Source organism: Agromyces binzhouensis, assembly GCF_004135055.1.
Classification (GTDB): domain Bacteria; phylum Actinomycetota; class Actinomycetes; order Actinomycetales; family Microbacteriaceae; genus Agromyces; species Agromyces binzhouensis.
Genome location: NZ_SDPL01000037.1, coordinates 1 through 13,708 on the forward strand (window position 1 = coordinate 1; position 13,708 = coordinate 13,708).

Annotated in this window: 11 protein-coding genes and 1 pseudogene; 6 read left to right on the forward strand and 6 right to left on the reverse strand. The window is 69.7% G+C overall.

Annotated elements, in window-relative coordinates:
- Nucleotides 1–335 (reverse strand): annotated as a pseudogene (locus ESO86_RS03855) (SAM-dependent methyltransferase); the annotation flags it as partial.
- A 129-nt stretch (nt 336–464) separates the two neighbouring features.
- Here ESO86_RS03855 and groES point away from each other — a divergent pair.
- The 3 genes from groES to ESO86_RS03870 all read left to right on the forward strand — a co-directional run bounded on the left by groES (nt 465) and on the right by ESO86_RS03870 (nt 3,425).
- Nucleotides 465–761, forward strand: a complete 297-nt coding sequence (groES, locus tag ESO86_RS03860; RefSeq protein WP_022889766.1) for a co-chaperone GroES — start codon at nt 465–467, stop codon at nt 759–761.
- A 165-nt stretch (nt 762–926) separates the two neighbouring features.
- The gene (gene rarD / locus ESO86_RS03865) at nt 927–1,883 is read left to right on the forward strand and encodes an EamA family transporter RarD (RefSeq protein ID WP_129233568.1); all 957 of its coding nucleotides are present in this window, start codon (nt 927–929) and stop codon (nt 1,881–1,883) included.
- Nucleotides 1,884–2,135: 252 nt separating this feature from the next.
- Nucleotides 2,136–3,425 (forward strand): ABC transporter substrate-binding protein, encoded by a 1,290-nt coding sequence (locus ESO86_RS03870; protein ID WP_129233569.1) that lies wholly within the window; start codon nt 2,136–2,138, stop codon nt 3,423–3,425.
- Nucleotides 3,426–4,092: 667 nt separating this feature from the next.
- Here ESO86_RS03870 and ESO86_RS03875 read toward each other — a convergent pair.
- From ESO86_RS03875 to ESO86_RS03890, 4 genes are read right to left on the reverse strand one after another with little or no spacing between them, the layout of a single operon-like run.
- Nucleotides 4,093–4,878, reverse strand: coding sequence for an ABC transporter ATP-binding protein (locus ESO86_RS03875; protein ID WP_129233570.1), 786 nt, complete (start codon nt 4,876–4,878; stop codon nt 4,093–4,095).
- Nucleotides 4,865–5,788 (reverse strand): ABC transporter ATP-binding protein, encoded by a 924-nt coding sequence (locus ESO86_RS03880; RefSeq protein WP_129233571.1) that lies wholly within the window; start codon nt 5,786–5,788, stop codon nt 4,865–4,867. The genes ESO86_RS03875 and ESO86_RS03880 overlap by 14 nt, the downstream gene beginning before the upstream one ends.
- On the reverse strand, nt 5,778–6,758 hold the full coding sequence (locus ESO86_RS03885) for a branched-chain amino acid ABC transporter permease (protein WP_129233576.1): 981 nt from the start codon (nt 6,756–6,758) through the stop codon (nt 5,778–5,780). Before ESO86_RS03885 ends, ESO86_RS03880 begins: the two co-directional genes overlap by 11 nt.
- Before the next feature lie 13 nt (nt 6,759–6,771).
- Nucleotides 6,772–7,986, reverse strand: coding sequence for a branched-chain amino acid ABC transporter permease (locus ESO86_RS03890; RefSeq protein ID WP_207207007.1), 1,215 nt, complete (start codon nt 7,984–7,986; stop codon nt 6,772–6,774).
- Between the two features lie 351 nt (nt 7,987–8,337).
- Between ESO86_RS03890 and guaB the strand changes: the two genes are divergently transcribed.
- The gene (gene guaB / locus ESO86_RS03895) at nt 8,338–9,840 is read left to right on the forward strand and encodes an IMP dehydrogenase (RefSeq protein WP_129233572.1); all 1,503 of its coding nucleotides are present in this window, start codon (nt 8,338–8,340) and stop codon (nt 9,838–9,840) included.
- A gap of 76 nt (nt 9,841–9,916) precedes the next feature.
- On the opposite strand, the gene ESO86_RS03900 is transcribed toward guaB, so the two are convergent.
- Nucleotides 9,917–11,077, reverse strand: coding sequence for a MalY/PatB family protein (locus ESO86_RS03900; RefSeq protein ID WP_129233573.1), 1,161 nt, complete (start codon nt 11,075–11,077; stop codon nt 9,917–9,919).
- A 138-nt stretch (nt 11,078–11,215) separates the two neighbouring features.
- Between ESO86_RS03900 and ESO86_RS03905 the strand changes: the two genes are divergently transcribed.
- Nucleotides 11,216–12,916 (forward strand): ABC-F family ATP-binding cassette domain-containing protein, encoded by a 1,701-nt coding sequence (locus tag ESO86_RS03905; protein WP_129233574.1) that lies wholly within the window; start codon nt 11,216–11,218, stop codon nt 12,914–12,916.
- Nucleotides 12,917–12,971: 55 nt separating this feature from the next.
- Nucleotides 12,972–13,708 (forward strand): GuaB3 family IMP dehydrogenase-related protein (locus ESO86_RS03910; protein ID WP_129233575.1); only part of this gene is annotated, 737 nt, incomplete at its 3' end.

Here is a 13,708-nt window from a genome sequence, read left to right on the forward strand (position 1 = left end):
TCGCCGCCGATGCCGCACCCGAGGTCGGCCACGTGCCGGAGCCCGGCGCGGGCGAACCGGCCGGCGTGCAGCGCCGCGACGCGCAGCCGGGTGGCCTGCTCGAGGCCGGGCTCGGTGAACAGCATGCGGTCCGCGAACTCGCCGAACTTCGCCCGCGCCTTCGAACGGAGCCGCGACTGGCTGAGCACGGCCGCGACGAGGCCCGGATCGTGGCCCTGCTTGCGGAGGTCGGCGACGGTCTTCACGACGTCGGCCTTCGAGGAATACGGCGGCAGCGAGTCGAGCAGCGCGAGCCCGTCGGTAGAGAGCAGCCTCACCAGCTCGTCGCGTTCCACGCCGACACGCTAGCACCGTGGCATCCGCTGGCACTCACGTTGCACGAGTGCCAGAACCGCCATAGACTCCCTTTAGCACTCTCACTCAGAGGCTGCTAACCCCAGTCTTCGTCAAGAAAGAGGTCAACCGTGTCGGTTTCCATCAAGCCGCTCGAGGATCGAATCGTCATCAAGCAGGTCGAGGCCGAGCAGACCACCGCGTCCGGCCTGGTCATCCCCGACACCGCCAAGGAGAAGCCCCAGGAGGGCGAGGTCGTGGCGGTCGGCCCGGGCCGGATCGACGACAACGGCAACCGTGTCCCGCTCGACGTGGCCGTCGGCGACAAGGTGATCTACTCCAAGTACGGCGGCACCGAGGTGAAGTTCGGCGGCGAGGACTTCCTCGTCCTGTCGGCCCGCGACGTCCTCGCGGTCGTCGTCCGCTAGTCGATACCGACATCCTCGCGGCCCGGATGCCTCTGGCATCCGGGCCGCGTCGTCGTCTCCGGTCCCCGCCTCACCGGCAGGGCCACGACGAGCGCGGCGGGATCTCGACGGAGGTCGGCAGTCGGCGCGCGCCGACGGGTCGGAGGTCGCGCGTAGGCTGACACGGTGTCATCCGCTCCGTCCACCGGCGCACCGGCGCGCGTCAGTCCAGACGGCGTGAGTCGCGCCGGGATCGCCTACGCCGTCTCCGCGTACGCGCTGTGGGGCTTCCTCCCCGTCTACTTCATCGCCCTCGCGCCGAGCGGGCCGATCGAGATCGTGGCGATGCGGATCCTGCTCTCGCTCGTCTTCTGCGCCGTCCTGATCGCGGTCACGCGCACCTGGCGCGCGTTCCGCGCGCTCGTGCGGGATCGACGCGTGGTGCTGATCATGGGCCTGGCCGGCGTGCTGATCTTCGTGAACTGGCTCACGTACGTCTACGCTGCGCTCACCGGGCACGTCGTCGAGGCCGCGCTGGGGTACTTCATCAACCCGATCGTGACCGTGTTCCTCGGGGTCATCGTGCTCCGCGAGCGGTTGAACGCCGTGCAGTGGACGGCCGTCGGGATCTCGATCGTCGCCGTGGTCGTGCTCACCCTCGGGTACGGGCAGATGCCGTGGATCGCGCTCGTCCTGGCCTTCAGCTTCGGCTTCTACGGCCTGATCAAGAAGCGGGTCGGCCACCGCGTCGACGCGGTCTCCGGACTCACCCTCGAGACCGCGTGGCTCGCACCCGTCGCGGCGATCCTCCTCGTGGTCGTCGCGTCGACGACCGGGCTCACCATCGGCTCCGTGAGCGGATGGCACACCGTGCTGCTGCTCTCCGCCGGCGCGGTGACCGCGATCCCGCTGCTGCTGTTCGCCGCCGCGTCGCGACGCCTCCCGCTGATCTACATGGGGTTCATCCAGTACTTCGCCCCGTTCATCCAGTTCGTCGTCGGCGTCGTCGTCCTCGGCGAGCCGATGCCGCCGGAGCGATGGGCCGGGTTCGGCCTCGTCTGGCTGGCGCTCGTCGTGCTCACCTTCGACCTCCTCCGCGGGGCACGAGCCGCTCGGCGGGCCGCGAACCTCGAGCCCGTCTGAGCCCCGCCGAGGCCCCCCGGACTGGGGCTGGATCGTCGGGGTCGGAAGCATGGCCCGATGGCGGATTTCGTGGCGGAATCGGCGGAATCGTGCGGAGAATCGCGCGTCAGTGTCGCTCAGGTAACGATTCCGTGTGCGTTACCGGGTTGTGATCGAGGCAATCTTGTTTCCACTGTGGGCGGGCAATACGGTCGATACATCGGCGTCGCCAGACGCTGTTTCAGTACCGATCCTTCAGTCCCAAGGAGCATCATGAGCGTATTCGCGAGGGCCACCGGCTCGCGCTCGGCTCGCGCGGCTTGGACGGGCATCGCCATTGCTGGCGTTTCCGCCCTCCTCCTCACCGCGTGCAGCACGGGCGGCACCACCCCGGAAGAGTCCGAGGAGCCGGCCGACACCGGCGACGCCCTGGCCATCGAGGCTGGTGAGCGCGACCTCACCCTGAAGGTCGGCACCATCCTGCCGCAGTCCGGCACCCTCGCCTTCCTCGGCCCGCCCGAGGAAGCCGGTGTCGCACTCGCCGCCGAGGAGATCAACGAGGCCGACGCAGGCATCCAGGTCGAGGTCGTCTACCGCGACTCCGGCGACACCACCACCGACATCGCCACCGTCTCGGTCACCGACCTCCTCTCGCAGGACGTCTCGGCGATCATCGGTGCCGCCTCGTCGGGTGTGTCGTTCACGGTCATCGACCAGATCACCTCGGCCGGTGTCGTCCACTTCTCGCCGGCCAACACGTCGCCCGACTTCACGGACTACGACGACAACGGCCTCTACTTCCGCACCGCGCCGTCCGACCTGCTCCAGGGCGAGGTCCTCGGCAACCTGATCGCGGAGGACGGCGCGTCGACGCTCGGCCTCCTGGTCCTCAACGACCCGTACGGCACGGGTCTCGCGGCGGCGACGACGGAGGCCTTCGAGGCAGCCGGCGGCGAGGTCGTGGCCGAGGAGCTCTTCAACACGGGTGACTCGAACTTCGACGCGCAGCTCTCGGCGATCAACGCCTCGAACCCCGACGCCGTCGCGGTCATCACGTTCGACGAGGCCAAGGTCGTCGTGCCCGCCCTCGTCGGCGCGGGCTACCCCGGCGAGCAGCTGTACTTCGTCGACGGCAACCTGGCCGACTACAGCGCGGACTTCGCGCCCGGCCTCGTCGCCGGTGCGAAGGGCACGCTCCCCGGCCCGGAGCTCGAGGCCTCGTTCGAGGACCGGATGCTCGGAGTCGACCCCAACCTCGACAGTTTCAGCTACGGACCGGAGTCGTACGACGCCCTCATGCTGATCGCGCTCGCGGCCTACGCCGCCAACAGCACGGCCGGCGAGGACATCGGTGCGTACCTCCAGCAGGTGTCGGGCGGTTCGGGTGACGGCGAGACCGTGACCACGTTCGCCGACGCTGCCGCGCTGCTCGCCGAGGGCTCGCAGATCGACTTCGACGGCGCGTCGGGTCCGATCACGCTCGACGAGAACGGTGACCCGACCGAGGCCACCATCGGCATCTACGAGTACGAGGACGACAACACGTACACGCGCATCGGCTGATCGGCTGACACGCAGCGAAGGGCCCCGGCTTCGGCCGGGGCCCTTTCGCGTGCCCGCGAGGCGCATGCGGATGCCGCTGCGTGCCGCGGCCCGCAGGGACCGGCGAGTCGAGGGGTCGAACTCGGACTCAGCGCGCCATGCGGACGGCGCAGGCGACCGTGAGCCGCGACGGCAGCCGCATCGACCGGCTGTCGACCGGCTGTCGACGGGAGGACAGAACTGACGCCTGTCGATGGGACGACCGACCCCGAACCGACGGCCGGCTGCCAGTCGACTGATTGCCGAATCGACGCTGCCGGACGGGCCGGTGCGCGACGACGGTGATGTCGATGCGGCGGGCCACCAGAGGCGACGCTCCAGCGTGCATCGCCTCCGCGGGCCTCGGGACGTGCCGCAGCGGACGGCGGCGCTCGGGCTCCGAGCACGGGCCACGGGCCCTGTCGGGCGCTGTGGGACCCTGGCGCGCCGGTGACGGGACCCGACGTACCGACGAGGGCCCGTCGGTCCTGGCAGGGCCGCTGACGCGTCGCCGGTCGGACGGCCGTCGACGGCGAGGAGCCCGAACAGGACGAGCGCCATGGCACCGTGGATCGCGGCGGAATGCCGCGGAGACGACGAAGGGGGCGGATGCCGTGGCATCCGCCCCCTTCGGGGATCGAGCGGAGACTCAGTCCTGGCCGAGCGTGCCCAGGTAGAGGCCGATGACCTTCGGGTCGTTCAGCAGCTCGCGGCCGGGTCCCTCGTAGGCGTCACGGCCCTGGTCGAGGACGTATCCGCGGTCGCAGATCTGGAGGCAGCGGCGGGCGTTCTGCTCGACCATGATGGTCGTCACGCCCGCACGGTTGATCTCCTTCACCCGCAGGAACGCCTCGTCCTGTCGGACGGGCGACAGGCCCGCGCTGGGCTCGTCGAGGAGCAGCACGTGCGGACCCATCATGAGCGCGCGCGACATCGCCACCATCTGGCGCTCACCGCCGGAGAGCGAACCCGCGCGCTGCGCGAGGCGCTTGCCGAGTTCGGGGAAGATGTCGACCACGAACTCGAGGCGATGCTTGAGATCCTTGGGCTTCTGGAAGATGCCCATCTCGAGGTTCTCCTGGATGGTCAGCGACGGGAACACGTTGTTCGTCTGCGGGACGAATCCGACGCCCTTGGAGACCAGCTTGTTCGCCTTCTGGTTGGTGATCTCGTCGCCCTGGAGGTAGATGCCGCCCTCACGGACCTTGACGAGCCCGAAGATCGCCTTCAGCAGCGTCGACTTGCCGGCGCCGTTCGGTCCGATGATGCCGATCAGCTCGCCGTCGCGCGCCGTCAGCGAGCAGCCGTTGAGGATGTTGACGCCGGGCAGGTAGCCCGCCGTGACATCCCGGACCTCGACGACGAGATCGCGCGTGTCGACCGTGGCGGTGCCGCCCGTCGGCTCGGCGCTCGCCGCTGGTTCACTGTTCGTCATCGATGAGCTCCTTCATGGCGTGGATGTGCTCGACGGACTCCGGATCGTCGTCGTCGCCGAGATCGGTGTCGTGATGCGCGCCGAGGTAGGCGTCGATCACCGCGGGGTCCCGCATGACCTCGTGCGGGTCGCCCTCCGCCACGATCTTGCCCTCGGCCATCACGATGACCCAGTCGGCGATGTGGCGGACCATGTGCATGTCGTGCTCGACGAACAGGACCGTCATGCCCTGCGACTTGAGGTCGAGGATGTGGTCGAGCAGCGACTGCGTGAGCGCGGGGTTCACACCCGCCATCGGCTCGTCGAGCATCACCAGGGTCGGGTCGCTCATGAGCGCTCGGGCCATCTCCAGCAGCTTGCGCTGTCCGCCCGAGAGGCTGGCAGCGTAGTCCTCCTGCTTCGCGTCGAGCTTGAAGCGGGCGAGGATCTCCTTGGCCTTCGCCTCGATCTCGTCCTCCTGGCTGCGCCAGAAGAAGGGGAACACCGAGCGGAACAGGTTCTCCCCGCTCTGGCCCTTCGCCCCCAGCTTCATGTTGTCGAGCACGGTGAGCAGGCCGAGCGCCTTCGTCAGCTGGAAGGTCCGGATGAGCCCCATGCGGGCGACCCGGTACGCCGGGACGTGGGCCAGCGAGCGGCCGTCGAACTCCCACTTGCCCTCGTCCGGCTTGTCGAAGCCGGTGAGCAGGTTGAAGAACGTGGTCTTGCCGGCACCGTTCGGGCCGATGAGCGCCGTGATCGCGCCGCGCGGGATCTCGACGTGCGCGACGTCGACGGCCGTCAGGCCGCCGAACGTGCGCTTGACGCCGTCGGCGATGATGATCGGGTCGACCTTCTTGCAGCCCGGACCCGCTTCGCCGACGTGGAGGCCGGTCGTCTTGACCGGCGTCGTGGGGGTGGCGTTATCGGACAAAGGACAGCTCCTTCTTGTTGCCGAAGATGCCCTGTGGCCTGAATACCACGAGGAGCATGATCGCGACGCCGACCAGGATGAATCGCAGCTGGCCGGCCTGGACCTGCGTCATGAACGGGAGCCAGCCCGCCTCGACCGCTCGGGCCATGAAGCCCGAGAAGAACGAGAGCAGCACCCAGAAGATCATCGAGCCCACGATCGGCCCGAGGATCGTCGCGGCGCCGCCGAGCAGCAGGATCGCGTAGATGAAGAAGGTGAGCGACGTCTGGTAATTCGCCGGCACGACTGCGCGCGGCATGATGAAGATCATGCCGGCGAGGGTGCCGAAGACGCCACCCAGGATCAGGCTCTGCATCTTGTACGAGTAGACGTTCTTGCCGAGGGCGCGCACGGCGTCCTCGTCCTCGCGGATGCCCTTGATCACGCGGCCCCAGGGGCTTCGCATGATCGACCACGTGAACAGCGCGGCGAGGATGACGACCGTCCATCCGAGGATCCGGATCCACCAGTCGTAGGCGTTGTAGGTGAACGGGCCGAATCCGTAGGTGCCGTCAGGGATCGGGTTCATCGCGGCGATGCCGCCCTTGTAGCCCTGAAGGCCGCTCGCCGACCCCGTCACGTCGTCGAACGTGTTGGTGGTGAAGATCAGGCGCAGGATCTCCGCGGCCGCGATCGTCACGATGGCCAGGTAGTCGGCTCGCAGCCGGAGGGTCGGGATGCCCAGGATGAGGGCGAACACGATGGACGCACCGATGCCGACGAGCACCGAGGCCCACACGGGGAACCCGAAGGTCAGCGTGGAGATGGCGAATCCGTACGCACCGAGGGCCATGAAGCCCGCCTGGCCGAAGTTCAGCAGGCCGGTGTACCCGAAGTGGATCGCCAGGCCGAGCGCGGCCAGGGCGTACGCAGCGGTCGTCGGGCTGATGAGCTCCTGCGCCGCGTTCGAGAAGATCTGAATCCAGTCGATCATTGTCGGCCCCTTATCCGATTCTCTCTCGGCGACCCAGGATTCCCTGCGGTCGGAACAGCAGCACGAGGATCAGCACGAGCAGCGCGCCGACGTACTTCATGTCACTCGGGAGCCACAGCGTGGAGACCTCGATGAAGAGACCCACGATGAGGGAGCCGACGAGTGCGCCGAAGGCCGTGCCGAGACCGCCGAGGGTGACCGCGGCGAAGACGAGCAGCAGGATCTGGAAGCCCATGTCCCAGCTGACGCCGGGGCGGAAGTACGCCCACAGGATGCCGGAGAGACCGGCGAGGGCGCCGCCCAGGACCCAGACGATGCGGATGACGCGGTCGACGTCGATACCGCTCGCCGCAGCGAGCGGGGAGTTGTCGGAGACCGCGCGGGTCGCCTTGCCGATGCGGGTCCGGAGGAGGAAGTACGCGACCGCGAGCAGCACGATCACGGAGGTCGCCATGCTCGCCACGTCGATCCACGACAGCAGGATCGGTCCGAGCACGATCTCGCGCGGGAGGGTCGCTCCCGGCAGCTGCCTCGTCGATCCGCCGTAGAAGAACTGGAACGTGTAGCGCAGCGCCAGCGAGAGGCCGATGCTGACGATCATCAGCGGGATCAATCCCACCCCTCGTTTGCGCAGGGGTTTCCAGAGACCCGCGTCGAGCGTCCAGCCGAGCCCGGCGGAGAGCGCGATCGCGATCAGGATCGCGAGCCACACCGGCAACCCGAGCATGTTGCTGAACGTCAGCATCATCAACGCGCCGAAGGTGATCATCTCCGCGTGCGCGAAGTTGGAGAGCCCGGTCGTGCCGAAGATCAGCGACAGGCCGATCGCGGCGAGCGCGAGCAGGAGGCCGAAGTTCAGGCCGTTCACGACACGGATCAGCACCTGGGCGCCGTAGTCGGTGGTGACGCGCTGTCCTTCGCCGAGGAAGAAGTTCACGGACTTCCGCTTGGTGAGTCCGAACTCCGCATCGATGGTCGACTGCCCGTCTTCGACGATCACGCCCTCCGGGAGGGTGTCCTCGTCGAGCGTCAGCTCGTAGGCCTCCTTCTCGGGGACGCCGAGCGTCCATTGGCCGTTCTCATCGGTCTCCGTCTCCGCTTCGAAGCCGTTGCCCGAGACGGCGATGGACACCCCCTCGAGCGGCTCGTCGTTGTACTTCACGTTCCCGCTGAAGAAGTACTCGAACTCCTCGGCCTGGCTGTCCGTACCCCCTTCGTCCGCCATCGCAGGGGACGCTGCGATGCCGGACAGAGTGAGTGCGGACACCAGGAGTCCGAGGAGGATGAGCCACCTCCCGCGGGAATGCGGGCGGACTGATTGCGTGGATTCCACTGCACCTCCAAAGGTCCCGGTATGGGGGTCGACCGGGTACGCCTTTCCTGCGACGACGTCGTCACAGTACGTGCCGATTATGTCCCAGGTGTTTCGCAGCCGGGCACAAACGGCCCTCGATTGTTATCCGGGGAATGGCTGCGGCGCAAACTCGCTTAAACTCTTCTGTACCGCGACGATGCGCCCGTGCCCGCGACCCGCGGTGCGCGGGCGGTCGAGCACGACTCGAGACGAAGGGGCGACATGGATCAGGCCGATCCGTTCGGATTCACTGGATTGACGTACGACGACGTCCTGCTGCTGCCGGGGCACACCGACGTGATCCCGAGCGAGGCCGACACGAGTTCGCGCCTGACACGGCGCATCACGGTCGCGACGCCGCTGCTGTCTGCGGCGATGGACACCGTCACCGAGGCCCGGATGGCGATCGCCATGGCGCGCCAGGGCGGGATCGGAATCCTGCACCGCAACCTCTCGATCGCCGAGCAGGCCGAGATGGTCGACCGCGTGAAGCGCAGCGAGTCGGGCATGGTCTCGAACCCCGTGACCACCACGCCGGACGCGACGGTGGCCGAGGTCGACCAGCTGTGCGCGACCTACCGCGTCTCGGGCCTGCCCGTCGTCGACGCCGACGGCGTGCTCGTCGGCATCATCACGAACCGCGACATGCGGTTCGTGTCCGACTTCGAGAAGTCGACCACCAGCGTCGCCGACGTGATGACCAAGGCCCCGCTGATCACCGGCCGGGTCGGCATGGACCCCGACGAGGCGATCGCGATCTTCGCCCAGCACAAGGTCGAGAAGCTCCCGCTGGTCGACGACCGCGGACGCCTGACCGGGCTGATCACCGTGAAGGACTTCGACAAGTCCGAGCAGTACCCGCACGCCACGAAGGACGCCGAGGGGCGTCTCCGGGTCGGCGCCGCGATGGGCTTCTTCGGCGACGCCTGGGAGCGCGCCGAGGCCCTGCGCGACGCGGGCGTCGACGTGCTCGTCGTCGACACCGCCAACGGCGAGTCCGCCGGGGTGCTCGACGTGATCCGACGGCTGAAGTCCGACCCCACGTTCGCCCACATCGACGTGATCGGCGGCAACGTCGCGACGTACGAGGGTGCGAAGGCCCTCGTCGACGCCGGCGCCGACGCCGTGAAGGTCGGCGTCGGCCCGGGCTCGATCTGCACGACCCGCGTCGTCGCGGGCGTCGGCGTGCCGCAGATCACCGCCGTGTACGAGGCGTCGAGGGCCACGAAGCCTGCGGGCGTGCCGCTCATCGCCGACGGCGGCCTGCAGTACTCGGGCGACATCGCCAAGGCCCTCGTCGCCGGCGCCGACACGGTGATGCTCGGCTCGCTGCTCGCCGGCACCGCCGAGAGCCCCGGCGACCTCGTGTTCCAGAACGGCAAGCAGTACAAGACGTATCGCGGGATGGGCTCGCTCGGCGCCCTGCAGACGCGCGGCAAGAAGACGTCGTACTCGAAGGACCGGTACTTCCAGGCCGACGTGCCGAGCGACGACAAGCTGATCCCCGAGGGCATCGAGGGGCAGGTGCCGTACCGCGGCCCGGTGTCGGCCGTCGCGTACCAGCTCGTCGGCGGGCTCCGGCAGTCGATGTTCTACGTCGGCGCACGCACCGTCGCCGAGCTCAAGTCGAAGGGCCGCTTCGTGCGCATCACGCCGGCCGGCCTGAAGGAGTCGCACCCGCACGACGTGCAGTTCGTCGTCGAGGCGCCGAACTACACGCGCTGAACGTCAGCGCGGCGCGACGACGTCGCGACACCCCGCGAGGCGGGCTCGGCCGATGGCCGAGCCCGCCTCGCCCGTCTCACCCCTCGTCGCGCGCGTCCGCGATGCGACTGATCGCCTCCGACAGCACCTCGGGAGAGCACGCGAGGTTCAGGCGTGCGTGCCCTCGGCCGACATCCGCCCCGAACGCGGGGCCGCCGGCGAGCGCGACCCGCGCGCGCTCGAGCGCCACGGCGGCCGGATCGTCGCCCCATCCGAGCACCGACAGGTCGAGCCAGGCGAGGTAGGTGGCCTGCGGCATCCGGTACCGCACGCCGGGCAGTTCATCCGCGAGGAGGTCTGCGAGGAGCCGCCGGTTGTCGTCGATCGACGCGATGACGCCGTCGAGCCAGTGCGCGCCGTGGCGGAACGCCGCGACCGATGCGATCGAGCCGAACTGGCTCATGCGCCAGCCGACCTCGTAGGGCATGCCGTCGCGCACGGCGTCGCCGCGTGCGCTCGCCGTGATCATCATCGCGGCCTTCAGCCCGGCGAGGTTGAACGCCTTGCTCGCGGCGGTGACGGCGACGCCGTGCTCCCGCGCGGCATCCGACACGGTGAGGAACGGCACGTAGGGCGATTCGGGCTGGGAGAGCGGTCCGTGCACCTCGTCCGAGACGATCGTCGCATCGAACCGGGCGGCGATCTCGGCCAGGGCCTCGAGCTGCTCGCGAGCGGGCACGAGGCCGACCGGGTTGTGCGGGTTGCAGAGCACCATCGCCCGGGCGCCGTCGGCGAACGCGGCCTCGACGCCCTGGAGGTCGAGCGACCAGCCCTCGTCGATGCCGCCAGCGAGCGGCACGGCGACGACGCGGCCGCCGGCCTCGGTCACGAGGTCGAAGAACGGGGGATAGATCGGCGGGCAGATCACGACGCCGTCATCGGGTGCGATGACGCGGCGCAGCACCTCGACGATGCCCATCGAGACGTCGGCGGTGCAGGTCACCCGCCCGGGGTCGGGCTCCCACCCGAGGCGCTCCGCGGCGAAGGCGGAGAATGCCTCCGCGACGGGCAGGCTCCCGGCGGCGTAGCCCGTGTCGGAGCGGCGGATCGCGGCGTGGAGCGCCGTCGCGATGGGTTCTGCCAGCGGGTAGTCCATCTCCGCGACCGGGAGCGGCAGCACGTCCTGGTCGTACATGCGCCACTTGGCGCTGGTCCGGGTGCGGAGTACGTCGAGCGGGTCTGCGGCGATGCGGTCCATGTCTCCAGACTGCCCCACGTGAGCGTGCGGCGGCACCGTGCCGGAGCGTCGTGCCGGGGCATCCGTCATCGGTTAGTCTGGTCGGCTGCCCGCCGGGCGGTGCGGCGGATGCCGCGGACACGGATCGGAATCGGGCCCATGGGCTTCATCGACGTCAACGGCGTCTCCTTCTCGCTGCCGGACGGCCGTCCGCTCCTCGCCGACCTCGCGTTCCGGGTCACCGAAGGGCGCACGACGGCCCTCATCGGCCAGAACGGCGCGGGGAAGACCACGCTGCTCCGGATCGTCCGAGGCGAGCTGCGGGCCGACGAGGGGAGCATCCAGGTGGTCGGCGGCCTCGGGGTGATGGACCAGTTCGTGGGTCGCGGCGACGTCGTCGAGGGCATGGAGCGCACCGTCCACGGCCTGCTCGCGACGGTCGCGCCCGCGCGGGTGCGCGCTGCGGCGATCGAGCTCGAGCGTGCCGAGAACGCGCTCATCGAGACGGACGACACGGCCGCGCAGATGCGGTACGCGTCGGCGCTCGCGGAGTACGCCGAGGCCGGCGGGTACGACCAGGAGGTCGTCTGGGACCACTGCACGACGGCCGCCCTCGGCATCCCGTTCGAGCGTGCGAAGTGGCGCGAGCTCTCGACGCTCTCGGGCGGTGAGCAGAAGCGTCTGGCGCTCGAGGCGCTGCTGCGCGGGCCCGAGGAGGTGCTGCTGCTCGACGAGCCCGACAACTCGCTCGACGTGCCCGGCAAGCGATGGCTCGAGCGGCAGCTGCGGACGACGCCGAAGACCGTGCTGCTGGTCTCGCACGACCGCGAGCTCCTGGCCCGTGCCGCCGATCGGATCGTGACGCTCGAGGCGGGCGCCGCGGGCAGCACGGCGTGGGTGCACGGCGGCGGCTTCGGCGGCTACCACGCCGCGCGCGAGGAGCGCTTCGCCCGCCTCGACGAGTTGCGGCGCCGGTGGGACGAGCAGCACGCGCAGCTGAAGCAGCTCGTGCAGACGCTGAAGGTCAAGGCGACGTACAACGACGGCATGGCCTCCCGCTACCAGGCCGCGGTCACCCGACTGCGGAAGTTCGAGGAGGCCGGCCCGCCCGAGGAGCGGCCGCCCGACCAGGCGGTGTCGATGCGCCTCCGCGGATCGCGAACGGGCAAGCGCGCCGTCGTGTGCGAGGACCTCGAGCTCACCGGCCTCATGCGGCCGTTCGACCTCGAGGTCTGGTACGGCGACCGCGTCGCGGTGCTCGGCTCGAACGGGTCGGGCAAGTCGCACTTCCTCAGGCTGCTCGCCACCGGGGGCAGCGACCCCGACCGGGCGAAGGGCCACGTGACGGATGTCGGTGCGACCCTCGACGCCGTCCCGCACACCGGCACCGCGACGCTCGGCGCGCGGGTCGTGCCGGGCTGGTTCGCGCAGGGTCACGAGCTGCCGGGGCTCCGCGGCCGGACGCTCCTCGACATCCTGCACCGGGGCGACGCGAACCGGGAGGGCATGGCGCGCGAGGCGGCGAGTTCCGCGCTCGACCGCTACGGACTCGCGGCCGCGGCGCAGCAGGAGTTCGATGCGCTCTCGGGCGGCCAGCAGGCGCGCCTGCAGATCCTGCTGCTCGAGCTCTCCGGCGCGACGCTGCTACTCCTCGACGAGCCGACCGACAATCTCGACCTCGTCTCGGCCGAGGCCCTCGAGGACGCGCTCTCGCGCTTCGACGGCACGGTGCTCGCGGTCACCCACGACCGCTGGTTCACGCGGTCGTTCGATCGGTACCTCGTCTTCCGGTCGGATGGCGAGGTGGTCGAGGCGGACGAGCCCGTGTGGGACGAGGCGCGGGTGGCGCGGGCGCGCTGAGCCCGAGCCCGCGGCATCCGTGTCGCACGTCGGGGCCCTTCGGTAGGGTTGACGGGTGACCCAGGAGATCGAGATCGGCCGCTCCAAGCGGGGCCGTCGCGTCTACGCGTTCGACGACATCGCCATCGTGCCGAGCCGGCGCACCCGCGACCCCGAGGACGTCTCGATCGGCTGGTCGATCGACGCCTACCAGTTCGACATCCCGTTCCTCGCGGCTCCGATGGACTCGGTCGTGTCGCCGCAGACGGCGATCATGATGGGGCAGCTGGGCGGCCTGGGCGTGCTCGACCTCGAGGGTCTCTGGACGCGGTACGAGGACCCGGAGCCGGCGCTCGCCGAGATCCGCAACCTCACCGACGAGCGGGCGACGGCCCGCATGCAGGAGCTGTACTCCGAGCCGATCAAGCCCGACCTCGTCACGGCCCGCCTCGCCGAGGTGCGCGCCGCGGGTGTCACCGTCGCCGGTGCGCTCTCCCCGCAGCGCACGCAGGAGCTCTACGAGACCGTCGTCGCCGCGGGCGTCGACCTGTTCGTGATCCGCGGCACGACGGTCTCCGCCGAGCACGTCTCGAAGAACCAGGAGCCGCTGAACCTCAAGAAGTTCATCTACGAGCTCGACGTGCCCGTCATCGTCGGCGGTGCGGCGACGTACACCGCGGCGCTGCACCTCATGCGCACGGGCGCGGCCGGGGTGCTCGTCGGCTTCGGCGGCGGCGCGGCGTCGACCACGCGCACCACGCTCGGCATCCACGCGCCGATGGCGACGGCCGTGGCGGATGTCGCGGGCGCGCG

Bases quoted from the DNA above. Each gene is read 5' to 3' on its own strand.
- ESO86_RS03875 (WP_129233570.1), bottom strand. From the start codon at position 4,878: ATGACGAACAGTGAACCAGCGGCGAGCGCCGAGCCGACGGGCGGCACC.
- guaB (WP_129233572.1), top strand. From the start codon at position 8,338: ATGGATCAGGCCGATCCGTTCGGATTCACTGGATTGACGTACGACGAC.
- ESO86_RS03905 (WP_129233574.1), top strand. From the start codon at position 11,216: ATGGGCTTCATCGACGTCAACGGCGTCTCCTTCTCGCTGCCGGACGGC.
- ESO86_RS03890 (WP_207207007.1), bottom strand. From the start codon at position 7,986: ATGGCGGACGAAGGGGGTACGGACAGCCAGGCCGAGGAGTTCGAGTAC.
- ESO86_RS03870 (WP_129233569.1), top strand. From the start codon at position 2,136: ATGAGCGTATTCGCGAGGGCCACCGGCTCGCGCTCGGCTCGCGCGGCT.
- ESO86_RS03900 (WP_129233573.1), bottom strand. From the start codon at position 11,077: ATGGACCGCATCGCCGCAGACCCGCTCGACGTACTCCGCACCCGGACC.